The following is a 24,429-nucleotide window of genomic DNA, read 5'->3' on the forward strand; positions in this document are numbered from 1 at the left end:
CATCCCGGCGGAAATCGGTTAGTGGCGGCGGAGCGGAAGTTGCGCGCCCATCACGGCGTACGGCTTCGGTGCGCTGGGGAACAGGACTTGCCGGGCCAGGTCCTCGTAGCCGAGCGAGCGGTAGAGGCCGCGGGCCGGGCTCTCCGTGTCGATCGCCGAGAGGATCGAGCGGGGTTCGGCGGCGTTGTCCGTGATGGTGGTGATGAGGGTCCGGCCGATGCCGCGGTTCTGGAAGTGCGGGTGGACGTGCAGCTCGGTGATCACGAAGGAGTCGTCGAGCCAGCCTTCGTTGCCCTGGCCGCGCAGATACGGCGCGACGACGGTGGACCACCAGTGCGTACGGTCGTTGGGCATGCCGTAGACGAAGCCGACGAGCCGTCCGTCGCCGGTGGTGGCGCCGAGGGCGCGGGCTCCCGGGTGGGTGACGTGCCGCAGCACGATCTGGCGGCGTACGGCGATCTCGTCGGCGCCGAGCCCGAAGGCCAGGGCCTGGACGGCGAGCGCCTCGTCGACCCGCGCGGCGAGGTCCAGGGTGCCGATGACCACGTCGTCGGGGTTGCGGTGGCCCTGACCGGGAAAGCGCAGCATGCCGGGGAGACTACAGGTCACGTTCGAGTGCCTGAACGGCACGCTCGAGTGCGGGAAAGGGGTGTCTCAGAACAGCCCGCTGACGAACATCTCAGAACAGCACGCTCATGAACGCCCCGACCTCCTGGAACCCCACCCGCCGGTAGGCGGCGCGCGCCGGGGTGTTGAAGTCGTTGACGTACAGGCTCACGGCCGGCGCCACGTCCGCCAGTGCGTAGCGCAGGACCGCCGCCATGCCGGGGGCCGCGAGGCCCTTGCCGCGGTACTCGGGGGCCACCCAGACGCCCTGGATCTGGCAGGCCTTCGGGGTGGCGGCGCCGATCTCGGCCTTGAAGACGACCTTGCCGTGCCGGTCGAGACGGGCGAAGGAGCGGCCGGCGCCGACGAGTTCGGCGACCCGTGCCTGATAGAGCAGGCCGCCGTCCCCGGCGAGCGGCGAGACGCCGACCTCCTCGGTGAACATCGCCACGCACGCCGGCATGATCGTTTCCATCTCGTCCTTGCGGATGCGGCGGACGTACGGATCGGGGCTGATGTCGGCGGGCATCCGGTCGGTGACCATGAGGGGCTGGTGGGCGCGGACGTCCCGGGCGGGTCCCCAACTGGGTTCCAGCAGCCGCCACAGCAGGGCGGTGGCCTCGGCGGGGCCGACGACCGAGGAGCAACGGCGGCCGGCGCGGCGGGCGCGGTCGGCGAAGGCGCGCACGGCGCGGGGGGTGGCGCAGATGGGGACGAGGTTCGCGCCGGCGTAGCAGAGGGACGTCAGCATGCCGTCCTCGTACCAGCCCCACATCTCGCCGCCGAGGCGCCACGGGTCGAGGCCGGCGACCTGTACCCGGGAGGCGACGAAAGCGTTTGCGACCGGCTCGCGGTCGAGGACGGCGAGTGCGGCTTCCAGGTCACTCGGTTCGAGGACCCTTGTGGTCGTCTGGGTCAACACGTGCGGGGCCCTCACCCTGGGGTCTGCTGATCTCCGCACTGTACCTGGCGGAATCTGGCGGCGCCGCCCTGTGCGGAAGGGGCGTTGGTTTCGCCCCCTCCGCCCCTGCCCGTCCCGTTGTCCTGGGGGCTGCGCCCCCTCTCCCCCCGTTCGCCCTGAACGGGCTCGTCCTCAATCGCCGGACGGGCTGAGAAGCCTCAGCCGGCCACCGACACCGACGGCTCCCCCGACGTGATGCCCTCCGCCTCCATCTTCTCCGCCAGCTTCATCGCCTCTTCGATGAGGGTCTCGACGATCTTCGACTCGGGGACCGTCTTGATGACCTCGCCCTTGACGAAGATCTGGCCCTTGCCGTTGCCGGAGGCGACGCCGAGGTCGGCCTCGCGGGCCTCGCCCGGGCCGTTGACGACGCAGCCCATGACCGCGACGCGGAGCGGGACCTCCATGCCCTCCAGGCCGGCCGTGACCTCTTCGGCCAGCTTGTAGACGTCGACCTGGGCGCGGCCGCAGGACGGGCAGGAGACGATCTCCAGGCCGCGCTGCTTGAGGTTCAGGGATTCGAGGATCTGGAGGCCCACCTTGACCTCCTCCACCGGCGGGGCGGAGAGGGAGACGCGGATCGTGTCGCCGATGCCCTCGGAGAGCAGGGCTCCGAAGGCGACCGCCGACTTGATGGTGCCCTGGAAGGCGGGGCCCGCCTCGGTCACGCCGAGGTGGAGAGGGTAGTCGCACTGCGCGGCCAGCTGGCGGTAGGCGTTGACCATGACCACCGGGTCGTTGTGCTTGACCGAGATCTTGATGTCGCGGAAGTCGTGCTCCTCGAAGAGCGAGCACTCCCAGAGGGCGGACTCGACGAGCGCCTCGGGGGTGGCCTTGCCGTACTTCTGGAGCAGTCGCTTGTCGAGGGAGCCCGCGTTGACGCCGATGCGGATCGGGGTGCCGGTGTCCTTGGCGGCCCGCGCGATCTCCTTGACCTGGTCGTCGAACTGCTTGATGTTGCCGGGGTTCACACGGACCGCCGCGCAGCCGGCGTCGATCGCCGCGAAGACGTACTTCGGCTGGAAATGGATGTCCGCGATGACGGGAATCTGGGACTTCCTGGCGATGGTGGCGAGCGCGTCGGCGTCGTCCTGCGTGGGGCAGGCGACGCGGACGATCTGGCAGCCCGACGCCGTCAGCTCGGCGATCTGCTGGAGCGTGGCGCCGATGTCCGACGTACGCGTCGTCGTCATCGACTGCACCGAGACGGGTGCGTCTCCACCCACGGCCACGGTTCCGACCTGGATCTGCCGGCTCTTGCGGCGTTCGGCGAGCTTGGTCGGAACGGACGGCATGCCGAGAGAAATCGCAGTCATCTGCTGTGCAACCCCAAGTTGTGGATCAAGGTCCCGGAATCGTGGGCTCCAGGCTTCGAGATTACGGCACGGCCCCGTCACCGAGCACATCCCGCCCGCAAACCCACTCAATAGTGAGCGGTCGGGCACCCAGGGTGCCCGACCGCCGCGAACTACGTCTTACTAGGAGATTTTCACCGGGTTAACCACGTCCGCGATGAACACCAGGAGCGTGAAGCAGACGAAGATTCCGGCCACCACGTAGGCCACCGGCATCAGTTTCGCGACATCGAACGGGCCCGGGTCCGGGCGGCGCAGCACCTTCGCCGTGGCCCGCCGCAGCGACTCCCACAGGGCGCCCGCGATGTGCCCGCCGTCGAGCGGGAGCAGCGGGAGCATGTTGAACAGGAAGAGGGAGAGGTTGAAGCCCGCGACGAGCATCAGCATCATCGCGATCTGCTGGGAGGCGGGGATGTCGAGGGTGAAGACGTCGCCGCCGACGCGGGCCGCGCCGACCACGCCCATCGGGGAGTCCGCCTTGCGCGGGCCGTCGCCGAAGGCCGCGTCCCACAGGTCGGGGATCTTGCCCGGCAGCGAGACCAGCGACTCGACGCCGTTCTGCATCATGTCGCCCATGCGGTCGACGGACTGGCCGAAGGACTGCTCGACGATGCCGGAGGCGGGCGTGAAACCGAGCCAGCCGGCGAACACGTACTTGCCCTCGACGTAGCCACCGCTGCCGTCGGTCTTGCTGACCTGGTTCTTGACCAGGTGGGCGGTCAGGTCGAGCTGCTCGCCCTTGCGCTCGACGGTGAGCGTGACCGTCCTGCCGGGGTTGGCGCGGATGTCGGACTGGAGCGCGGACCAGTCGGGGACGGCCTTGCCGTTGAAGCCGACGATCTTGTCACCGGGCTTCACACCCGCGTCCATGGCGGGCGCGACCGGGTCCTTCTTCGTGCACTTGTCGCGGTTCTCGCTGGCCTGGATGACACACGGGGAGACGGCGCTGACCGTGGTCGTCTGTGTGTTGACGCCGAACGTCATCATCACGCCGAGGAAGATCGCCACGGCCAGGATGAGGTTCATGAAGGGGCCGGCGAACATCACGATGACGCGCTTCCACGGCTTGCGCGTGTAGAAGAGGCGGGTCTCGTCGCCGGGCTGGAGCTCCTCGAAGGCGGCCGACCTGGCGTCCTCGACCATGCCCCGGAAGGGGGACGTCGAACGGGCCTCGATCTTGCCGTCGGGTCCTGGCGGGAACATGCCGATCATGCGGATGTAGCCACCGAGCGGGACCGCCTTGACGCCGTACTCGGTCTCGCCCTTCTTCCGCGACCAGATGGTCGGCCCGAAACCGACCATGTACTGCGGCACGCGAATGCCGAAGAGCTTGGCCGTCGACAGATGTCCCAGCTCGTGCCAGGCGATCGAGACCAGCAGGCCGATCGCGAAGACGACTATGCCGAGGATCATCATCAGGGTCGTCATGCACGGGCCTCCGCGGTCGGGTGCGCTGTCGTCTTGGTCAGCTCACGGGCCCGGGCGCGCGCCCAGGTCTCCGCTTCGAGGACGTCCGCGACGGTCAGGGAAGTTCCCGAATGGGGAGTGCCGTGTTCCTCGACCACTCTCGTGACGGTCTCCATGATCCCGTTGAACGGCAGCGCGCCGTTCAGGAACGCGTCCACGCACTCCTCGTTGGCCGCATTGAACACTGCCGGGGCCGTGCCCGCGAGCCGCCCCACATGCCGGGCGAGCCCGACCGACGGAAACGCGTCGTTGTCGAGCGGGAAGAACTCCCAGCTGGACGCCTTGGTCCAGTCGAAGGCGGGCGCCGCGTCCGGGACGCGCTCGGGCCAGCCGAGCCCGATGGCGATCGGCCCGCGCATGTCGGGGGGCGTCGCCTGGGCCATCGTCGATCCGTCCGTGAACTCAACCATCGAGTGGACATACGACTGGGGATGCACGACCACCTCAATGCGCTCGAAGGGAATGTCGTAGAGGAGGTGCGCCTCGATGACTTCGAGCCCCTTGTTGACGAGGGTCGCGGAGTTGACGGTGATGACCGGTCCCATGGCCCAGGTGGGGTGGTTCAGGGCGTCCTCGGGAGTGACGTCCGCCAGTTCGGCCTTCGTACGTCCGCGGAAGGGGCCTCCGGAGGCGGTGACGACGAGTTTGCGTACGTCAGCCCGGGTGCCGGAGGCGAGGGCCTGGAAGAGGGCGGCGTGCTCGGAGTCGACCGGGATGATCTGCCCCGGCTTGGCCAGCTCCTTGACCAGCGGGCCGCCGACGATGAGCGACTCCTTGTTGGCGAGCGCGAGGGTGCGGCCCGCCTCCAGGGCGGCCAGGGTCGGCGCGAGGCCGATGGAGCCGGTGATTCCGTTCAGCACGGTGTGGCAGTCGGAGGCGGCGAGGTGGGTGGCCGCCTCCGCGCCGGCGAGGATCTCGGGGAGCGGTTCCCCCGCCCCGTACAGCGTCGTCAATGCCTCGCGCAGCGCCGGTACGACGTCCTCGCGGGCCACGGCGACCGTGCGCACCCGCAGGCGGTGGGCCTGCTCGGCGAGGAGGGCGACCCGGCCGCCGGCGGCGGAGAGCCCGGTGACCTTGAACCTGTCGGGGTTGCGCAGCACGAGGTCGATGGCCTGGGTGCCGATCGAGCCGGTGGAACCGAGGATCACCACGTCCCTCGGCCCGTCTCCGTCGACGGGGTCGAAGACGAGATGCGGATCGGCGAGGGGGGCTGGACTGTCGCTCATCCCTCCATTGTTGCCGCAATGCCTCTGAGGTAGGTAAAGAGGGCTCCCCGGCTACCGCTTACGGCGGCGCTGTTTCCGCGACTTGGTGGTGCGGCGGGGCGGCGCTTTCAGCGCGGGCGCGTCGGCGGGTCCGTCTTCGGGGCGGGCTTCGGGCGGCGCGGTGGCCGCGGCCGCGTCGGCCGGTACGAAGTCGCCCTCGACGACGCCCTCCGCGGTGTCCAGCGTCGGGGCGGTGAAGTGCAGGCCGTCGGTGCGGCCGCGGCGTTCCAGGGCCTCGGCGCCCGGGGCCGCGGCCTCCAGGTTGAAGACGTAGCCGACGGACTCCTCCTTGATGGCGTCCGTCATCGCGCCGTACATGTCGAAGCCCTCGCGCTCGTACTCGATGATCGGCTCGCGGCCCAGGGTCCAGCGCAGGCCGATGCCGTCGCGGAGGTAGTCCATCTCGTAGAGGTGTTCGCGCCATTTGCGGTCGAGGACGGAGAGGACGACCAGGCGTTCGAGGTCGCGCAGGGCCTCGGAGCCGAGTTCGGCCTCCCGCTCCTCGTACCGGACGTGAATATCATGCGTGATGGCATCGATGAGGTGTTCGGCGGTGACGTTCTCGCGGCCGTCCGCCTCGTCGTCCAGCTCCTCGATGGTGAACTGCACGGGGTAGAGCTGCTTGAAGGCGCCCCACAGCCGCTCCAGGTCCCACTCCTCGGCGAAGCCCTCGCTCGTCTCCTGCCGGATGTACGCCCGGATCGTGTCGTCCATGAAGTGCAGGATCTGTTCGCGCAGGTCCTCGCCCGCGAGGACGCGGCGGCGCTCGGCGTAGATGAGGGTGCGCTGCCGGTTGAGGACCTCGTCGAACTTCAGGACGTCCTTGCGGGACTCGAAGTGCTGCTGCTCCAGCTGTGACTGGGCGGAGGCGATGGCACGGGTGACCATCTTGTTCTCGATGGGGACGTCGTCGGGGACGTTCGCCATCGACATCACCCGGTCCACCACCTGGGCACGGAACAGCCGCATCAGGTCGTCCTGGAGCGAGAGGTAGAAACGGGAGGCGCCCGGGTCGCCCTGGCGGCCGGAGCGGCCGCGCAGCTGGTTGTCGATACGACGGGACTCGTGGCGCTCGGTGCCCAGGACGTAGAGGCCGCCGAGCGCCTTCACCTCGTCGTGCTCGGTCGCCACCTTCGCACCGACCCGGTCGAGCGCGGCCTGCCGGTCCTCCTCGCTCGCGTCCTCGGGGAGTTCGGCGAGCGCCATGGCTTCCGGGTTGCCGCCGAGCATGATGTCGGTGCCGCGGCCGGCCATGTTGGTGGCCACGGTGACCGCTCCCCTGCGGCCGGCCTGAGCGACGATCTGGGCCTCGCGCTGGTGGTTCTTGGCGTTGAGGACCTCGTGCCGGATGCCCTGCCTCCTGAGCAGGGCGGACAGGGTCTCCGACTTCTCCACGGAGGTGGTGCCCACCAGGATCGGCTGGCCCTCTTCGTGCTTCTCGGCGATGTCCGCCAGGATCGCGGCGTACTTCGCCTCCTCGGTGCGGTAGATCTGGTCGGGGTCGTCGCGGCGGACCATCGGCCGGTTGGTGGGGATCGGGACGACGTGCAGCTTGTAGATCTGGTGGAACTCGGCCGCCTCGGTCATCGCGGTGCCGGTCATTCCGGAGAGCTTCCCGTAGAGACGGAAGAAGTTCTGCAGGGTGATCGTGGCGAGCGTCTGGTTCTCGTCCTTGATCGTCACGCCTTCCTTGGCCTCGATGGCCTGGTGCAGTCCCTCGTTGTAGCGGCGGCCCGCGAGGAGGCGGCCGGTGTGCTCGTCGACGATGAGGACCTCGCCGTCCACGACGACGTAGTCCTTGTCCTTCTTGAAGTGCTCCTTGGCCTTGAGCGCGTTGTTGAGGTGCCCGATGAGCGGGGTGTGGTCGGACTCGTAGAGGGAGTCGATGCCGAGCTGGTCCTGGAGGTACTCCACGCCGGGGTCCAGGATCGCGACGGTGCGCTTCTTCGGGTCGTACTCGTAGTGGTGGCTCGCCCGCAGGTCGGCGAGGCGGTCCTTGTCCGCCTGCGTGGTGAAGTTCTCCTCCTGCACGCGGACGCCCTTCATCCGGTCCACCAGCTTGGCGAACGCGGCGTACCACTGGGTGGGCTGGTCGGCCGGACCGGAGATGATCAGCGGCGTACGGGCCTCGTCGATGAGGATCGAGTCGGCCTCGTCGACGATCGCGAAATGGTGGCCGCGCTGCACGAGTTCGTCCTGCGACCAGGCCATGTTGTCGCGCAGGTAGTCGAAGCCGAATTCGGTGTTGGTGCCGTAGGTGATGTCACAGGCGTACTGGATGCGCCGCTGGGCCGGTGTCGACTCGGATTTGAGGACGCCGACGCTCAGGCCCATGAATCGGTAGGCGCGGCCCATCCATTCGGCGTCGCGTTCGGCGAGGTAGTCGTTGACCGTGACGAGGTGAACTCCCTTGCCGGACAGGGCGTTCAGATACACGGGCAGGGTGGCGACGAGAGTCTTTCCCTCGCCGGTCTGCATCTCGGCGATATTGCCGAGGTGAAGGGCCGCCCCGCCCATGATCTGGACGTCGAAGTGGCGCATCCCGAGGGTGCGGCGGGCCGCCTCACGGATGGCGGCGAAAGCCTCGGGGAGCAGGTCGTCGAGGCTCTCGCCCTTCTCGTGGCGCTGCCTGAACTCCGGAGTGAGGGACTGGAGTTCCTCGTCGGTCAGCCCCTCGAAATCCTCCGACAGGGAGCCGACCTGTTCGGCGATGCGCTCCAGCCTGCGCAGCACCCGGCCCTCACCGGCCCGCATGATCCTGCCGGTGATCGCCTCAAGTCCTTTGCCCTGCGCCATTCCGCTCATTGTCGACGCACAACTTCCGCGCAGCAAGCAGCGGAATGGCGCACGGGGCTCCCGTGCATTCCTGCGAAAAAGGCCGGCCAAAGGGCCTTTGTGCAATTCAGGGGACGGAGTTCGGCGCGTGGGGCCGGATTCAGCGAATGGGGCGGTGGAGGTTGTCTCGTTTCGAGGGGCCGGGTGTGGCGTCGGCGATCCAGGGGCCTTCCCCGGAGGGGTCGACGATGCCGTGTTCGAGCCACTCGTAGGTGCCCGACATGACGCCCTTGACCACCTTGCCGTCGAGGTCGTCGGTGTTGGTCCACAGCCGGCCGAACAGCTCGTCGACGCGGATGCGGGCCTGGCGGCAGAAGACGTCGGCGAGCTGGTAGGCCTCGCGGCCGTGGTCCTCGGTGGTGCGCAGGAGTTCGGCGCGCACACAGACCGCGCTCATCGCGAAGAGCTCGGCGCCGATGTCCACGATCCGGCCGAGGAAGCCCTGCTTGGTCTCCATACGGCCCTGCCAGCGGGACATGGCGTAGAAGGTGGAGCGGGCGAGCTTGCGGGCGGTGCGCTCGACGAAGCGCAGGTGGCCCGACAGGTCGACATGCCCGTCCGGGTGGAAGTCGCCGTACGCGCCCGGGAGTTGACCGGCCCCCGCGACCAGCTTCGGCAGCCACTTGGCGTAGAAGACACCCGCGTTCGCGCCCGCCTTCGCCTTGTCGGAGAGGGACTTCTCGGGGTCGATCAGGTCGCCCGCGACCGACAGGTGGGCGTCGACGGCCTCGCGGGCGATCAGCAGGTGCATGATCTCCGTGGAACCCTCGAAGATGCGGTTGATGCGCAGGTCGCGCAGGATCTGCTCGGCCGGGATCGCACGTTCGCCGCGGGCCGCGAGGGACTCGGCGGTCTCGAAGCCGCGGCCGCCGCGGATCTGGACGAGCTCGTCGGCCATCAGCCAGGCCATCTCGGAGGCGTACAGCTTGGCGAGCGCGCCCTCGATGCGGATGTCGTTGCGGTCCTCGTCGGCCATCTGCGACGACAGGTCGAGCACGGCCTCCAGGGCGAAGGTGGTGGCCGCGATGAAGGAGATCTTCGACCCGACCGCCTCGTGGTACGCGACGGGCTTGCCCCACTGCTCGCGCGCCGCCGACCACTCGCGGGCGATCTTCAGACACCACTTGCCGGCGGCGACGCACGACGCGGGCAGCGAGAGCCGCCCGGTGTTCAGCGTCGTCAGGGCGATCTTCAGACCGGCGCCCTCCGGCCCTATGCGGTTGGCGGCAGGGACCCGGACCTGGTGGAAACGGGTGACACCGTTCTCGATGCCGCGCAGGCCCATGAAGGAGTTGCGGTTCTCCACGGTGATGCCGGGCGAGTTGGTCTCCACGACGAAGGCCGTGATGCCGCCCTTGTGGTCCTCGCTCTTCGGCACCCGGGCCATCACCACCAGCAGGTCGGCGACCACGCCGTTGGTGGTCCAGAGCTTCACCCCGTCGAGGACGTAGTCCTCCCCGTCCGGGATCGCCGTGGTGGCCAGCCGGGCCGGGTCGGAGCCCACGTCGGGCTCGGTCAGCAGGAAGGCGCTGATGTCGGTGCGGGCGCAGCGCGGCAGGAACTGGTCCCGCTGCTCCTGCGTCCCGAACAGCTTCAGCGGCTGCGGTACGCCGATCGACTGATGCGCAGAGAGCAGCACGCCGATCGCGGGGCTGGCCGAGCCCGCCAGCGCGAGCGCCTTGTTGTAGTACACCTGGGTGAGGCCGAGGCCGCCGTACTTGGTGTCGATCTTCATGCCGAGGGCGCCGAGCTCCTTGAGACCGTTGATCACCTCGTCGGGGATCTGCGCCTCGCGCTCGATCAGGGCGCCGTCGACCTTCGTCTCGCAGAAGTCGCGCAGCTTGGCGAGGAACTCCTCGCCGCGCTGCGCGTCCTCGTCCGGCGGCATCGGGTGCGGGTGGATCAGGTCGAGCCGGAAGCGGCCGAGGAAGAGCTCCTTGGCGAAACTGGGCTTGCGCCAGTCCTGTTCACGCGCGGCCTCGGCGACCTGACGTGCCTCACGCTCCGTGACCGTTGGCTGGTGGGGTGTTGCGGACATGAGGGTCACCTCGCCGCGAATAGGGATCTTGGGCCTGTACGTCGATCCTGCGGACGTACGCCGATCTTGCGGGCGTACGTTACCGACCGGTGCTACTCGATCGTATGTACCCGATTCGGGGCGACCCCACCAGTCCTCGCGCGCCGATCAGCCGATGTCGCACGCGCCGATGTCCCGCACGGAGCCACCGAGGCCGACGCCGCCGGACTTGGAGAAGCGGGGTCGGCGGTGTTGCATGGGTGGCCCTTCCGGGGGACGGTTCGCGTACACCCCTTCGGGGGCCCCGGGCCGGGAGGAGGTTGCCGCGGACCTCGTCGCCACCCCACCCTGTGGACAGCGACCGGCAGAACGGTCGTAGGGTCCTACGGAAAACCGGCAGAACGGTCGCCCGGAAATTCATTGTCGAAGCGCTTCGACAACCTATGGACACCCATCATCCATCGAGCTACTGTCGAGCCACCCCCACTGACCCCTTGTCCACAGCGCACTCTATCGAAGCGCTTCACACGCATGGAGAGCTGGATGGTCACCCTCGCCGAGGTCGCTCAGCACGCCGGAGTCTCGGCGAGCACGGTGAGCTATGTCCTCAGCGGCAAGCGGTCCATCTCCGCGGGCACCCGACAGCGGGTCGAGCGGAGCATCCAGGAGCTGGGCTATCACCCCAACGCGGGCGCCCGGGCCCTGGCGAGCAGCCGGTCCAACATCATCGCGCTGATGGTTCCGCTCCGCACCGACATGTACGTCCCCGTGATGATGGAGATCGCCATCGCGGTGGCCACGACCGCCCGCACCCACGGCTACGACGTGCTGCTGCTCACCGGCGAGGAGGGTCCCGACGCCGTGCGCCGCGTCACCGGCAGCGGGCTCGCCGACGGGATGATCCTGATGGACGTCGAACTCGACGACGAGCGGCTGCCGTTGCTGCGCGGCACCGACCAGCCGTCCGTGCTCATCGGTCTGCCCGCCGACACCACCGGGCTGACCTGCGTCGACCTCGACTTCGGTGCGACGGGTGCGCTGTGCGCCGAACACCTGGCGATCCTCGGCCACCGTGACATCGCTGTCATCGGCGAGGCGCCCGCGGTGTACGAGCGGCACACCGGCTTCGCGGAGCGCACCCTCGACGGACTGCGGTCCCGCTCACGGGAGTTGGGCCTGCGTGTACTGCACCGCCCCTGCGAGGGCGGGTACGACGCGATGGCCGTCACGCTCGCCCGGGTCTTCGACGAGCGCCCGGGCACCTCGGGGTTCGTCGTGCAGAACGAGTCCGCGGTCGAGCCGCTGCTCGCGCTGCTGCGCCAGCAGGGCCGCGCCGTGCCCGAGGACGTCTCCGTGATCGCGATCTGCCCGGACCAGGTCGCCACACAGGCCTCGGTGCGGCTCACCTCGGTCGCCATCCCCGCCCAGGAGATGGGACGGCATGCCGTGGAGCACCTGGTGGCCAAGCTCGACGGGCGCGGCAAGGACGAAGTCGTGCTGATCGCACCCGAGTTGACGACGAGGGCGAGTTCGGGTCCGGCGCCGTCCGTGTCGTAGACCCGCTGCCCGTTCGCCCCGCACCTGCCCACCCGTACGTCCGTGCGTGCGGACGTACGTCCATTTCTCGCGCTGCACCCCTCCAGGAGCACCCCACGTGAATCAGCCTGCCGAAAGTCAGCCTCCGCAGGGGGCCGTCAGCCTCGCCCAGTCCTCCCCGACCATCGGCACGTTCCGCGAGCGGGACGGCGCGCTGGAGTGGAGCGGCCGCCAGGAGACCGTCCGCATCGAGCCCTGGGGTCCCGACGCGGTCCGGGTCCGGGCGCGGCTCGGTGGCCCGCTCGTCGAGGGCCTGCCCGGCGCGCTCCTCGACGACGCGCCGGCCACCGCGGCCACCGTCAAGATCGAGGGCGGCGAAGGGACGCTGACCGTCGGCGCGCTCACCGTCGAGGTCAGCGCCGAGGGCCTCATACGGTTCGTGCGCACCGACGACGGCACGGAACTCCTCACCGAGGCACGCGCCCACTTCTGGTGGCCGGGCCCCCGTCTGTACACGCCGGTCGGAAACGGTCACCACCGCCTGGAGCAGCGCTTCGCCGCCTACGAGGGCGAGAAGCTGTTCGGCCTCGGCCAGCACCAGCACGGCCGCCTCGACCAGAAGGGCACCGTCCTCGACCTGGTCCAGCGCAACGCCGAGGTGAGCATCCCGGTCCTCACCTCCAGCCGCGGCTACACCCTGCTGTGGAACAGCCCGGCGATCGGCCGTGTGGAGCTGGCGGACAACGGAACGCGCTGGGTGGCGGACTCGGCGCGCCAGATCGATTACTGGATCACCGCGGGCGCCCCGGCCGACGGTCAGCGCCGCTACAGCGCGGTGACCGGCCGCACTCCGATGCTGCCGGAGTGGGCGGCGGGCTTCTGGCAGTGCAAGCTGCGCTATCGCACGCAGGACGAACTCCTCGCCGTGGCACGGGAGTACAAGCGGCGCGGCCTGCCCCTCTCCGCCATCGTCTGCGACTTCTTCCACTGGACGCACCTGGGCGAGTGGAAGTTCGACCCGGCGGAGTGGCCCGACCCGGCAGCGATGCAGGCCGAGTTGCGGGAACTCGGCGTCAAGCTCGTGATCTCCGTCTGGCCGTCCGTGTCGCCGCTCTCCGAGAACCACCAACTCATGGAGCAGCGGGGCTACTTCATCGGCACGCAGTACGGCCCGATGGCGCACGCCGACTGGCCCGACAAGGAGGTCGCCTCGACCGTCCAGGTCGCCTTCTACGACGCCACGAACCCCGAGGCCCGCGAGTTCATGTGGTCGAAGGTCCGCGACAACTACCTGCAGCCGTACGGGATCGACGCCTTCTGGCTGGACGCCTGCGAGCCCGAGCTGAAGCCCGGCTTCCAGGAGAACCTGCGCTACTGGGCGGGTCCCGGCCTGGAGGTCGGCAACATGTACCCGCGCGAGAACGCCCGCACCTTCTACGAGGGCATGCTCGCCGAGGGCGAGAGCGAGGTCGTCAGCCTCAACCGCTCGGCGTGGGCGGGCAGTCAGCGCTACGGCGCCGCCCTGTGGTCCGGCGACATCGGCACCGACTTCGCGACGCTGCGCCGCCAGATCGCGGCGGGCCTCAACACCGCGCTGTCCGGCATCCCCTGGTGGAACACCGACATCGGCGGCTTCCACGGCGGCGACCCGGACGACCCGGCGTACCGCGAGGTGATGGTCCGCTGGTTCCAGTTCGGCGCGCTGTCCCCGCTGATGCGCCTGCACGGCTTCCGCGACCCCGGCATGCCGCTCGGCCCGGAGATGACCGGCGGCCCCAACGAGGTCTGGTCGTACGGCGAGGAGGCCGGCGCGATCCTGGAGAAGTACCTGCGGCTGCGCGAGCGCCTGAAGCCGTACGTCCTGGACGTGATGCGCGAGGCCCACGAGGAGGGCCTGCCGGTGATGCGCCCGCTGTTCCTGGAGTTCCCCGGCGACCAGGCGGCCTGGTCGGTGGACGACGCGTATCTGTTCGGCCGGGACCTCCTGGTGGCCCCCGTGCTGACGGCGGGCGCCACGGCCCGCACGACCTACCTCCCGGCGGGCGCCCGCTGGACGGACGCGTGGACCGGGACGTCGTACGACGGAGGCACGACCGTCACGGTCGAGGCCCCGCTGGACCGCATCCCGCTGTTCCTGCGGGACGGGGCACGGCTGCCCGTGGTGGAGTAGCCGCCCCTGCGCGCAGGTGCGGCCGGTCCCACCAGGGGAGGGACCGGCCGCATACCTCTGCTCAGCCCCGGCAGACCGAGGGCAGGGAGCGGACCAGGGCGGTGGTGTGCAGGAGGTCCGGGTGGCTCTCGTAGCCGACTCGGACGACGGCGAGGGCCAGTTCCGGCCGGCAGGACGGGACGGCGCGCTCGGGGGTCGAGACGGCCAGGGCCTGGACGAGGTCGGTGGTGATGCGGTTGATCCGCTGCCGTACGAGGTTGAGGTCCGGCTTGGTGGTCGGAGCCTCGGACGGATGCGCGGTCCAGCGCTTGAACAGCCCGCGCTGGACGAGCTTGTTGGCCTCGATCTGGTCGCGGAAGATCCGCCGGACCTCGTCGGGGTCGGCGCCGGCCTGCTGGGCCTGTGCGGCCGCGGAGTCGAGGACCTGCTGCTCGCGCGCGGGGTCGTCGATGGGGCCCTCGGTGCCCCACTTCGCGGCGGCCACCAGGTCGGCGGTGGCGAGGCGTTCGGCGGCGAGGGCGGCCACGGGGTACAGCGCGGTGGAAGCGGCGGCGGGGGGAGCGGGGGCCGCGGACGCGGCTGACGGTACGGCGAGCAAAGCCGCCGCGGCGAGGGCGGCCGCGGCGGTCAGGAGGTGACGGTGGGGGGTGACGGTTCGCATGGGTGCCATGAAACCCCATGCCGCCGGACGGACGGGGAGCCGTCCCGGCGACTGGCCGGAACGACTCCCCTTGCCTCAACTGCTGCTGACCGTCAGGTTGTTGGTGGTGAAGTCCGCGCCGCCGGACGACGACGTGATCTCGTAGCCGAACTGGACGTCACCGATGGTCTCGTTGCCGAACCAGCCCTTGGTGTCCTTGATCCACTTCAGGATCGGCAGGACGTTCACCGTGCCCGAGGTCGAGTTGGAGGTGCGGATGAAGGAGAACACCGCGTTGGAGCCGTTGGTGCCCTTGTAGACGGTCCAGGTGTGGCCGCCGAGCGTCACGTTCCCCTGCGAGGTGCCGAGGGGGCCGACGGCTCCGGTCTTGTTGACCCAGAGCATGATCTCGTAGCGGTGGGCGGTGTCCCAGATGTCGTACGACGTGTTGTACGCGCCGGAGGACGGGACGGTGACGTTGTAGTTGCTGGAGAGCGAACCGAGCGAGGTGATCGACTTGTTGATCGCCTTCGTGGAGTTCGGGTACGACTTGATACCGCCGGTGTTCGGGTGGTTGGCCCAGACTCCCCAGTTGGTGCCGGAGTTGGCCCAGATGCACTGGCTGCCCGCGCCGGAGCCCCAGATGTTGTTGTAGAGGGTGTAGCCGTTCAGGTTGGTGCTGGCCCACTGGTCGCAGGAGGACCAGACGGCGGCCGAGGCGGGGGCGGAGGCGAGGCCGACCGTGGCGCCGAGGGCGAGTGCGGGAGCCAGCAGAGCCTTGGTCACCTTGCTCAACGTACGTGTTGCCATGGTGTCCCTTCCATGGGTGGGGGGAAATGCGGGTGCTACTGCGGCCCCAGTTCGAGGACGCAGTCTTCTCCGGCGCGCAGGTCGAGCGTTCGCGCCCCGGAGGAAGTCCGGAGATCCACACGGCAGGTGCGGCCCGGTCGCACGACGGCTCTCGCGCCGCGCGGGTGCCAGGTCAGGTCGATCTCGGCGCCGAACCTCGTGCGCACACCGCTGAGCCGGCCCTGCGAGTGGGTGGCGGTGAGCGCGGGAAAGAGGACGAGCCGGTGGGGGGTCGACTGGACGAGGGTTTCGATGACGACCGCGGGCAGGGCGTGTGCCGCGTCCGCGTTGTAGACGTCGCGCCGCGGGTAGTGGGCGCTCATCAGCGAGGCGTGGAAGAAGTCGCCGCCCAGCACCTGGCCGAGGGCGTGGGCGACCCGGTGGCCGTCGCGCAGCCGGGCCGCGACGAGGGCGTGGTGGAGATGGCCGTGCGCCGAGTCGTTCTCGGCACCGCGGAGTTGGAGTGCGCGATGGGCAGCCGCCGCGAGGCCCGGGGTGTCGTACGGATTGATCTCGTCGAGGGGCCACACCCCGTACAGGTGGCTGAGGTGCCGGTGGTCGTAGGTGTCGTCGAGGCCCGGCCAGGCCCATTCGGCGAGGGCCCCGTCGTGGTTGACCCGGTGCGACGGCAGCCTGTCGGCCAGGGCGCGCCATCGGTCGGCGTCGGGGCCCGGGTGGTAGTCGGCCGCGGTGAGCAGGGCGTGCCGGGCCGCGGAGAGGTCCATCGCTGCGTTGAGGGCACCCCAGCTTCCGTTCGCGGGGCGGTTCTCGGGCGAGTAGGACGGGACGACGACCACGTGTCCGTCGGGGTCGGTGCGGCAGAGGAAGTCCGCGTAGAAATCGGCGACTTCGGCGAGTACGGCGGCGAGCCGGGGGTCGCGTCCGCCGGGCGTCTCGTCGTGGTCGACGAGCGGTTTGAGCAGCCAGTCGGCGCCCGCCGTCCACAGGTGCAGCGGGTATTCGCGGCTGAAGTGGTACGTGTGCCCGGACTCTCCGTCGGTGTGCGAGGGCGCGACGACACCCCGGGTACCGAAGATCGCACGGGCGTTGTCCCGCCAGTGGGCCAACTGGCCGTGCACGAGGGCCGCGTGGGCTTCGGTGACCTCGGGGAGAGCGGCCGCGACCGCCGAGGCGGTCTGGAGGTTCAGGTTGGCGTTGGTGGTGAACGCGCCGGACCAGGCGGTGTTCCAGTCGCCGGTCCACAGGCCGGGCAGCCGGGGCGGGAGCATGCCGCTGGACGAGAGCAGGTGGTAGCGCCCGGCCGCGAAGAGCCGTTCCAGCAGGGCGGGGCTCTTGGGCCGTTCCAGCAACTCCGAGCCGGGCAGGGCGCGTTCGGTGGCATCGGCGCCGAGGGCGAGGGACACGCGGCGGTAGGCGGGGCGGTGCAGGGCGAGGTGGCGCTCCAGGAGGCAGGGGTACGGCTTCACACCGAGGGGCGGGTCCTCGCCGAGGGGCGGCTTCACACCGAGGGGCGGGTCCTCGCCGAGGGGCGGATCCTCACCCGGCGGGAACGGTGGGTCCGGCTGGTCCGGCGGGAGCAGCTCGCGAAGGGCCCGTGTCTCGGCGAGTACGTCCAGTTCGCCGGTGTGCCGTCGCACCCGTGTCAGCAGCAGCACCGACTCCGCGCCCGCGACGCGCACCCCTGGCGGAGCGAGCGTCGTTCTGCCGCCGGTGACCACGACGAGGGTCACACCGGTGTACGCGCGGTCGCTGCCGGGGTAGCGGGCGCGCAGGGTCAGCATGGCCCCCTCGGAGGTGAGGGCCGAGCCATGGCCGACGGCCAACTCCTGGGGAGCGCCCGGGAGTCGGTGATCGAGGGAGATGTCGACGTCCAGTCCCGGAGCCGTGACGTGCTGGACGATCACGTCGTCGGCGCGCGAGACGAAGACCTGGCTGCGCCACTCCCCGCACACCGCGTCGACTACCCCGGACTCGAAGTCCACCGAGCGGCGGTAGCGGTGCCACTGCCCCGACGGCCGCCCCAGCCGCACCTGGAAGGCGGGGTGGAAGGGCTGCACCCACTGCAACGCGCGTCCGTCCGTGAAGGATTCGGCGGCGGCCGTCTCCCCCGCGATCAGGCGGTCCTGGAGCGCCGCCAGTTGGCCGGCGAGGTGCGGCGGCCGGGCGTGCTCGCCGCCGTTGGGCCGTACGAGCGTGTGATGCGTCACGATGACGCGGTCATTGATCGGGTCGCCGAACACAAGAGCGCCGTGCCGCCCGTTGCCGCTCAGGAAGGCGTCCTCCCAGCGGTCGGCGGGGAGCGCCTCCCAGGTGGCGTGCGCGGGCCGGTCGGCCTGAGTGTCGTTCCCGCTCATGGGCGCAGCACCGCCACGCCGTAGCGGTCGAGGGCGACCTCGCCGGTGACGGTTGCGCCCGTGAGCAGATCGTGGTGGGTCCCCGGCACCTCGACCGTCACCGGCTCGCGCCCGTGGTTGAGCAGGAACAGCAGGTCACCGCGCCGGACGGCCTCGACCCGGGCGGGCAGGCCGTCCAGCACGGGGCGTACCCCGGCCTCGGCAGCGACCGTGGCCAGAAGGTCGGTCAGTGCGCCCGGTTCGGGAAGCGTGGAGACATACCGCGCACGCCCCTTCCGCAACACCGCGGGCAGCCCGTCGAGTTCACCGCCCTTGTACACGGACTCGGTGACGGCGTCCGCGTCCGCTTCGATCTCCTCGGACCACAGGGTCCCCCGGAACCCGTCGCACTCGGCGGTCTCCCCCGCGTCCAGCGGCCACCACTCGTGCAGGGTGCGGATGCCGAACAGCTTGCGCAGCCGGGGGTCGATGCCGCCCTCGCGCACCCGGTCGTCCTCGTCCGCGATCCCGGTGAGGAAGCCGCAGACGAGGGTGCCGCCGCCTTGTACGTACGCGACGAGGTTATCGATCGCCGCGTCCGTGAGCAGGTACAGCTGCGGTACGACGACGAGCCGGTACGCGGAGAGGTCGTGCTCGGGGTGGGCGAAGTCGGTGGTGAGATGGGCCTCCCAGAGGGCGCGGTGCCAGGCGCGCAGGACATCCGGGTAATCGGCCTCGCAGGAGAGCCGTCCGTCCTGGGCACCGGCCCACCAGGAGTTCCACTCGTGCAGGATCGCGATGCCGGCACCGCTGTGCGTGCCCGTCACCTCCTCGCCGATACGGGCGAGTTCGGCACCCAGCTGCTTGACCTCCTGGAAGGTGCGGCCGTGCTCCCCGGCGTGACTGACCATGCCGGAGTGGAACTTCTCGGCGCCCTGCCGGGACTGGCGCCACTGGAAGTAGCAGACGGCGTCGGCGCCCCTGGCGACGGCCTGGAGGGACCAGAGGCGGTTGAGTCCGCGCGCCTTGGGGTGGTTGACGCCGCGCCAGTTGACCGGACCCGCCGCCTGTTCCATGAGCATCCACGGACCGCGCGCCTGAGAGCGCGTCAGATCCTGTACGAGTGCGCCGCCCTGGGCGCCGAAGGGGTCCCGCGGGTCCGGGTAGAGGTCGACGGAGACGACGTCCTCGCGCTCCACCCACCGCCAGGCGTCCTGGCCCACCCACAGGGGCATGAAGTTGGTCGTGACCGGGATGTGCGGGGTGTGCCGGGCGACGATGTCGCGCTCCGCGAGGTAGCACTCCAGAAGCATGTCGGACGTGTAGCGCTTGAAGTCCAGCACCTGGGTCGGGTTCTTCATGTAGTGGGCGTGGCGCGGCGGCAGGACCTCGTGCCAGCCGTCGTAGCCCTGGCTCCAGAAAGCGGTGCCCCAGGCCTCGTTGAGGGCGTCGATGGTGCCGTACTTCTGCCGGAGCCACCGGCGGAAGGTGGCGGCGGCCTCGTCGCCCCAGTCGTAGGTGCAGTACTCGTTGTTGATGTGCCACATGGTGAGGGCGGGGTGGCTGCCGTAGCGGGCGGCCAGGTCCTCGGTGATGGCGGCGGCGTAGCGGCGGTAGGTGTCGCTGGAGTGCGAGAAGTGCTGGCGGCCGCCCCACCATTCGGTGCGGCCGTCCTCGTCGCGCGGCAGTGTCTCGGGGTGCAGGCGGCCCATGCAGGGCGGGGGCGAGGAGGTGGGGGTGGCGAGGACGACACCGATGCCGTTCGTGTGCATCAGGTCCATCAGCCGGTCCAGCCAGCCGAACTCACGTGCTCCCGGCCGGGGTTCGAGCTTCGCCCAGGAGAAGACGCCGAGCGTCACGGAGTTGACGCCGGCCTCCCTCATGAGGCGGACGTCCTCGTGCCAGGTCTCCTCGGGCCACTGCTCGGGGTTGTAGTCGCCGCCGAAGAGGATGCGGCCGCGGGTGGCGTCGGCGAGGGTCGGACGCCCGGGTTCCCTGGACTCGGGCATCAGACCGGCTCCCCGTACTGGATGCCGCGCCCGTTGGTGCCGAGGTACACGCGGCCGTGGATGCGCGGGTCACCGGCGATGGTCTCGCCGGTCCAGCCCCACTGGTGGGCGTCGTCGTTGATCCGCACCCAGCTCTTCGCGCCGTCGTCGGAGCGGAACACGAAGGTGCCGGCGCCGGTCGACCCGACGTGGAAGAGCGCCGGATAGCCGGCGCCGTCGGCCGCCTTGCCGAAGCCGAGCACGTACGACGCCGAGCAGCTGTCGACCTTCGTGAAGCTCGCGCCGCCGTCGGTGGAGCGGAACAGGCCGTTGGTCTTCGCCGAGAGCCACAGGTCACCGCCGCGACCGGGCGCCGCGACCAGCTTGAACTGGACGTCACCGGAAGGCAGTCCGGTGGCCGCGGGGGTGAAGGTCGCGCCGTTGTCAGTGCTGGCGTTTACGGTTCCTGTGCCGGTGTCGTACGCGTAGAAGCGTGCGGGGTTCTTGGGGTCTGCGACGGGGGTCGCGCCCTTGGGGAAGGAGGTCACCTCGGTCCAGGTGGCGCCGCCGTCGGTGGAGCGGTGGGCCGGGTATGTGGTGCCGTCCCAGTGGATGAAGGTCCACAGCAGCGTGGAGCCGTCGGCGCTCACGGCGATCGGGCCCGGTGCGCTGGAGGCGAGGGCGGGCTGGGCCGCGAAGGGCGTCCAGGTCCGGCCGCCGTCGGTGGAATGGGCACCGTTGCCGTGGTCGCCCCAGCCGGTGCGGACGACGTAGGAAGGCTTGAGTGCGGCGATCGCGAGACCGGTCGCGGTGCCGAAGACGGGGTTCGAGGCCATGCCTCGGGAGGGGGACGCGGTGAGGGCCTCGTGATACATGACGCCGATGTCGCCGTGGCCGCTGAGCAGATGGGCGGCGCCGGCGGGCGGTGAGACGAGCTGGCGGACCGAGGCCTCCTCGATGCCGCGGATCTCGGGCGCCCAGTGCACCAGGTCGCGGGTGCCGTAGAGAGTGGCGCCGGTGCCGTAGACCATGTGGTGGGAGTCGTAGGGGTCGATGGCCAGGGCCTGGATCCACCAGCCGAACTTCGGCGCGTCCTGGCCCCACTTGAGGTAGGGCGTCTCGGAGACGTCGAGGACCGCCCGCTCTCTCAGCGACGTCCAGGTGCGGCCGCCGTCGGTGGAGCGGAAGACCGTGTCGAGCGCCGCCCACCGGTTGTTGGTGGACACGGCGACCGTGCCCGGGCGCCGCGCGTCCACGGCCAGGCCGCCGTAGGCGAAGGTGTCCGCCGAGCCTCCCCCACTGCTCAACGTGTGGGCGGTGCCCCCAGAGGTGGTGCCGCCGGGCTGCACCGGCGTGACCTCGGTCCATGTGCCGGTGGCGGTGTTCAGCTTGTGCACGCTGCCGTGGGACTGCCCGTTGGGGCCGGGCGCGTCGGCGTAACTGACGTACAGCTCGCGGCTGTGGCCGTCGTACGCGGCATGGATCGGCACCTTCGCCGCGGTGCCGGTCGGCTGCCCGGGGACGGCCTCCCAGGTGCTGCCGTCGCTCGTGCGGTACAGGTTCACGGCGGTGGCGGAACCGTCCCCGTCGCCCCACCCGGCGTACAGCACGCGCCCGGCGGCGGCGAGGAAGACCACGCCCTGCCCGGACGAGCTCGGCTTCGCCGGGAAACCGGTGGCCGGGGCCCAAGTGGCGCCGTGGTCGGTCGACTTGAGGAGCCCGTCGTGGCGCGTGCCCAGCCACAGCGTGCGGCTGTCGCGCGGGTCGACGAGCAGCCGCTCACCCGCGCCCCGGCCGTCCTCGTTGGCGCCGAGCTTCACGTCGAGGTCGGCGCGCGACCAGGTGGCGCCCCGGTCCTCGGAGCGCAGCACGGCACCGTTCGACGCCCAGCTCTGCGCGTACGCCCCGAGCGCGAGGTAGAGCCGGTTCGGGTGGGCCGGGTCGACGGCCATCGCCTCGACACCGAGCAGGTTCCAGTCGTCCCAGCCCAGGTGATCGACGAGCGGAACCCAGGTGGCGCCGCGGCTGTCCCAGCGGTAGGCGCCGCCGACATCGGTCCGGGCGTACGCGAGCCCCCGCACCGCCGGGTGGAACAGCACACCGGTGATGAATCCGGTGCCGCCGATGACGACGTTGCGCCAGCGATAGCGGGGCGCAGCAGCGGCAGTGGCCGCCGACGCGGGGGCGCCGGTGACGGACAGAGCGACCGCGGCAGCGCTCCCACCAAGAACGGCTCGCCTGCTCAGTCGGGGCGTGCGCATGACATACCTCGTTCTACGAGAAGGGCACTTTGCAACGTGCGGGGAGGAAAGCCCCGTCAGGGGCGCGGGGAACTGCGCGACAAGCCGCAACCAGCCCGCAGCCGCGACCCGACCCCGAGAGGCAACCCCTTGGGCCCGCCACGGCCGACCGCCAGTCAGGAGCGCAGGTCGGCCGCAGCGGAGCAGAGGTGGCGAAGGAGAGACGGCGGGCCAAGGTCAGCCCTTCACCGCGCCGGTGAGCATCCCCTTCTTGAAGTGCCGCTGCACGAACGGCGAGAGAACGGCGACAGGGAGCAGCGCCATGACCATGACGGCCATCTGCACGGCCAGCCCGGACAGTTGACCCGTCTTGATGGCCTGGCCCAGGCCGACCGGGGCTTCCTGCTTCTGGACGAGCTGGATCATGACGTTCTGCAGCGGCATCATGTCCTGGTCGTTCAGGTAGAGGGACGCGTTGAACCAGGCACTCCAGTATCCGACCGCATAGAACAGTGTGATCACCGCGAGCACCGCCCGGGAGAGCGGCATGACGATCTGCCACAGGATGCGGAAGTCGCCGGCGCCGTCGATGCGGGCGCTGTCGATGAGTTCCTGCGAGATGCCCATGAAGAAGCCGCGCAGCACCAGGATGTTGAAGACGCTGATCGCGCTCGGCAGGATCAGCGCGAGATAGCTGTCCGTCAGGCCGAGGGTCTGCACCAGCAGATAGGTCGGGATGAGACCGGCACTGAAGAACATGGTCGCCAGCAGCAGCATCAGGATCGAGCGGTGCCCCAGCGAGCCGATGCGGGAGAGGCCGTAGGCGCACAGCACGGACACGGTCATCGAGAAGGCCGTGCCGACCAGCGTGATGAGGACGCTGATGACCGCGGCGCGGGTGACCTGTCCGCCGCTGAGCAGTTCCTGGTAGGCGACGAAGGTGATGCTCTTGGGGACCATCACCAGACCGCCGGCCTCGTCGATGGTCTTCCTCGACGACAGGCTGGTGACGATCACGATCCAGAGCGGGAAGAGGACCGCCAGGCAGGCGACGGCGAGGACGACTCCCTTGCCCGCCAGACCCGCCTTGGTGGGCTCCTCCTCCCACACCGGCCGCGGCGGGGCGGCCCACGGGCTCGGCCTGCGCACCGGTTTGTCGATGACCGCGGTCATTTCTTGTACACCCCCTGCTCGCCCATCAGATGGGCCACCTTGTTGGCGGCGAGGACCAGGCCGAGGCTCACGACGCCCTTGACGAGTCCGGCGGCGGCCGCGTAGCCGAAGTCCTGGTTGCGGACGCCGTTCCACCACACGAAGGTGTCCAGGACCTCCGCCGCGCCCGGTCCGACGGCGTCGCGTTGCAGCAGGATCTGCTCGAAGCCGACGGTGAGGGCGTCGCCGACGCGCAGCACCAGCAGCAGGGCGATCACCGGGCGCAGCGCGGGCAGCGTGACGTGCCACATGCGGCGCCAGCGATTGGCGCCGTCCATCGCGGCGGCCTCGTACAGATCCGGGCTGACCGACGCCAGCGCGGCGAGGAAGACGATGATCCCCCAGCCGGCGTCCTTCCACACGCTCTGCGCGGTGATCAGGAACTTGAACGTGCTGGGGTCGGTCATGAAGTCGAGGCCGTCGTAGCCGTGCTGCCGCAGGACCTGCGAGAGGAACCCGGCGCCGCCGAAGAGCTGCTGGAAGACGGCGATGACCAGCACCCAGGAGAAGAAGTGCGGCAGATAGAGAACGGCCTGCGCGAACGCCCGCACCCGGGGCCTGATCACGCTGTTGATGAGCAGCGCGAGCAGGATCGGGATCGGGAAGAACAGCACGAGCTGGAGGACGAACAGCACCAGCGTGTTCTGGAGGGCGCTCCAGAAGGCCGAGTCCGCGAAGACGCGCTGGAAGTTCTCCAGTGCCACCCAAGGGCTGTGCAGCATGGCGACGGCGCCGTTGTCGCTGATGTAGGGGTCGTAGTCCTGGAAGCCGACCACGTTGCCGAGGATCGGCACGTAGTTGAAGAGCAGGATCAGGGCGATGGCCGGCAGGGTCATCAGGAGCAGCACCCGGTCGCGTCTGAACCTGATCCGCAGGCTCACCTTCCCCGGGCGCCGTTCCTTCCGGGGTCCGGCGGCGCCGCCGGACGCCGCCGGAGTCTTCTCCGGCGTCTTGGCCTCGGTCCTGCTCCGAGGCACCGTGCTGTGCGACACGG

Annotated in this window: 16 protein-coding genes; 2 read left to right on the forward strand and 14 right to left on the reverse strand. The window is 70.1% G+C overall.

Annotated elements, in window-relative coordinates; genetic code table 11:
- Window positions 1-18 precede the first annotated feature (18 nt).
- The 7 genes from AB5J56_RS13375 to AB5J56_RS13405 all read right to left on the reverse strand — a co-directional run bounded on the left by AB5J56_RS13375 (window position 19) and on the right by AB5J56_RS13405 (window position 10,527).
- Window positions 19-588: a GNAT family N-acetyltransferase gene (locus tag AB5J56_RS13375; RefSeq protein ID WP_369232928.1), complete on the reverse strand. Its 570-nt coding sequence runs from the start codon at window positions 586-588 to the stop codon at window positions 19-21.
- 91 nt (window positions 589-679) lie between these two features.
- Complete coding sequence (locus tag AB5J56_RS13380; protein ID WP_369232929.1) at window positions 680-1,528, reverse strand: GNAT family N-acetyltransferase; 849 nt, start codon at window positions 1,526-1,528, stop codon at window positions 680-682.
- A gap of 197 nt (window positions 1,529-1,725) precedes the next feature.
- The gene (gene ispG, locus AB5J56_RS13385; RefSeq protein ID WP_369232930.1) at window positions 1,726-2,883 is read right to left on the reverse strand and encodes a flavodoxin-dependent (E)-4-hydroxy-3-methylbut-2-enyl-diphosphate synthase; all 1,158 of its coding nucleotides are present in this window, start codon (window positions 2,881-2,883) and stop codon (window positions 1,726-1,728) included.
- 162 nt (window positions 2,884-3,045) lie between these two features.
- The gene (locus AB5J56_RS13390) at window positions 3,046-4,350 is read right to left on the reverse strand and encodes an RIP metalloprotease (RefSeq protein ID WP_369232931.1); all 1,305 of its coding nucleotides are present in this window, start codon (window positions 4,348-4,350) and stop codon (window positions 3,046-3,048) included.
- Window positions 4,347-5,615, reverse strand: a complete 1,269-nt coding sequence (gene dxr, locus AB5J56_RS13395) for a 1-deoxy-D-xylulose-5-phosphate reductoisomerase (protein WP_369232932.1) — start codon at window positions 5,613-5,615, stop codon at window positions 4,347-4,349. Before dxr ends, AB5J56_RS13390 begins: the two co-directional genes overlap by 4 nt.
- A gap of 51 nt (window positions 5,616-5,666) precedes the next feature.
- Window positions 5,667-8,450, reverse strand: coding sequence for a preprotein translocase subunit SecA (gene secA / locus AB5J56_RS13400; RefSeq protein WP_369232933.1), 2,784 nt, complete (start codon window positions 8,448-8,450; stop codon window positions 5,667-5,669).
- A gap of 139 nt (window positions 8,451-8,589) precedes the next feature.
- The gene (locus AB5J56_RS13405) at window positions 8,590-10,527 is read right to left on the reverse strand and encodes an acyl-CoA dehydrogenase family protein (protein ID WP_369232934.1); all 1,938 of its coding nucleotides are present in this window, start codon (window positions 10,525-10,527) and stop codon (window positions 8,590-8,592) included.
- A 522-nt stretch (window positions 10,528-11,049) separates the two neighbouring features.
- Between AB5J56_RS13405 and AB5J56_RS13410 the strand changes: the two genes are divergently transcribed.
- Complete coding sequence (locus tag AB5J56_RS13410; protein ID WP_369232935.1) at window positions 11,050-12,063, forward strand: LacI family DNA-binding transcriptional regulator; 1,014 nt, start codon at window positions 11,050-11,052, stop codon at window positions 12,061-12,063.
- A 97-nt stretch (window positions 12,064-12,160) separates the two neighbouring features.
- The gene (locus AB5J56_RS13415; protein WP_369232936.1) at window positions 12,161-14,212 is read left to right on the forward strand and encodes a TIM-barrel domain-containing protein; all 2,052 of its coding nucleotides are present in this window, start codon (window positions 12,161-12,163) and stop codon (window positions 14,210-14,212) included.
- Between the two features lie 61 nt (window positions 14,213-14,273).
- Here the strand turns inward: AB5J56_RS13415 and AB5J56_RS13420 are convergent, their stop codons facing one another.
- From AB5J56_RS13420 to AB5J56_RS13450, 7 genes are all read right to left on the reverse strand, one after another.
- Entirely contained in the window at window positions 14,274-14,873 is a 600-nt protein-coding gene (locus AB5J56_RS13420; RefSeq protein WP_369232937.1) for a chorismate mutase, read from the reverse strand.
- Window positions 14,874-14,948: 75 nt separating this feature from the next.
- Entirely contained in the window at window positions 14,949-15,662 is a 714-nt protein-coding gene (locus AB5J56_RS13425; protein WP_369232938.1) for a hypothetical protein, read from the reverse strand.
- A gap of 35 nt (window positions 15,663-15,697) precedes the next feature.
- Window positions 15,698-18,016 (reverse strand): glycoside hydrolase N-terminal domain-containing protein, encoded by a 2,319-nt coding sequence (locus AB5J56_RS13430; RefSeq protein ID WP_369232939.1) that lies wholly within the window; start codon window positions 18,014-18,016, stop codon window positions 15,698-15,700.
- Window positions 18,013-20,004, reverse strand: coding sequence for a beta-galactosidase (locus tag AB5J56_RS13435; RefSeq protein ID WP_369232940.1), 1,992 nt, complete (start codon window positions 20,002-20,004; stop codon window positions 18,013-18,015). The genes AB5J56_RS13430 and AB5J56_RS13435 overlap by 4 nt, the downstream gene beginning before the upstream one ends.
- Entirely contained in the window at window positions 20,004-22,244 is a 2,241-nt protein-coding gene (locus AB5J56_RS13440) for a WD40/YVTN/BNR-like repeat-containing protein (RefSeq protein ID WP_369232941.1), read from the reverse strand. Before AB5J56_RS13440 ends, AB5J56_RS13435 begins: the two co-directional genes overlap by 1 nt.
- 216 nt (window positions 22,245-22,460) lie before the next feature.
- A complete protein-coding gene (locus tag AB5J56_RS13445; RefSeq protein WP_369232942.1) occupies window positions 22,461-23,396 on the reverse strand; it encodes a carbohydrate ABC transporter permease in 936 nt (311 codons plus the stop codon).
- Window positions 23,393-24,427: an ABC transporter permease gene (locus tag AB5J56_RS13450; protein WP_369232943.1), complete on the reverse strand. Its 1,035-nt coding sequence runs from the start codon at window positions 24,425-24,427 to the stop codon at window positions 23,393-23,395. The genes AB5J56_RS13445 and AB5J56_RS13450 overlap by 4 nt, the downstream gene beginning before the upstream one ends.
- Window positions 24,428-24,429: the final 2 nt, after the last annotated feature.

Source organism: Streptomyces sp. R21, from assembly GCF_041051975.1.
Lineage (GTDB): Bacteria > Actinomycetota > Actinomycetes > Streptomycetales > Streptomycetaceae > Streptomyces.

Bases quoted from the DNA above. Each gene is read 5' to 3' on its own strand.
- AB5J56_RS13375 (WP_369232928.1), bottom strand. From the start codon at position 588: ATGCTGCGCTTTCCCGGTCAGGGCCACCGCAACCCCGACGACGTGGTC.
- AB5J56_RS13440 (WP_369232941.1), bottom strand. From the start codon at position 22,244: ATGCGCACGCCCCGACTGAGCAGGCGAGCCGTTCTTGGTGGGAGCGCT.
- secA (WP_369232933.1), bottom strand. From the start codon at position 8,450: ATGGCGCAGGGCAAAGGACTTGAGGCGATCACCGGCAGGATCATGCGG.
- ispG (WP_369232930.1), bottom strand. From the start codon at position 2,883: ATGACTGCGATTTCTCTCGGCATGCCGTCCGTTCCGACCAAGCTCGCC.
- AB5J56_RS13410 (WP_369232935.1), top strand. From the start codon at position 11,050: ATGGTCACCCTCGCCGAGGTCGCTCAGCACGCCGGAGTCTCGGCGAGC.
- AB5J56_RS13430 (WP_369232939.1), bottom strand. From the start codon at position 18,016: ATGAGCGGGAACGACACTCAGGCCGACCGGCCCGCGCACGCCACCTGG.
- AB5J56_RS13425 (WP_369232938.1), bottom strand. From the start codon at position 15,662: ATGGCAACACGTACGTTGAGCAAGGTGACCAAGGCTCTGCTGGCTCCC.
- AB5J56_RS13405 (WP_369232934.1), bottom strand. From the start codon at position 10,527: ATGTCCGCAACACCCCACCAGCCAACGGTCACGGAGCGTGAGGCACGT.
- AB5J56_RS13435 (WP_369232940.1), bottom strand. From the start codon at position 20,004: ATGCCCGAGTCCAGGGAACCCGGGCGTCCGACCCTCGCCGACGCCACC.
- AB5J56_RS13420 (WP_369232937.1), bottom strand. From the start codon at position 14,873: ATGCGAACCGTCACCCCCCACCGTCACCTCCTGACCGCCGCGGCCGCC.
- AB5J56_RS13390 (WP_369232931.1), bottom strand. From the start codon at position 4,350: ATGACGACCCTGATGATGATCCTCGGCATAGTCGTCTTCGCGATCGGC.
- AB5J56_RS13445 (WP_369232942.1), bottom strand. From the start codon at position 23,396: ATGACCGCGGTCATCGACAAACCGGTGCGCAGGCCGAGCCCGTGGGCC.
- dxr (WP_369232932.1), bottom strand. From the start codon at position 5,615: ATGAGCGACAGTCCAGCCCCCCTCGCCGATCCGCATCTCGTCTTCGAC.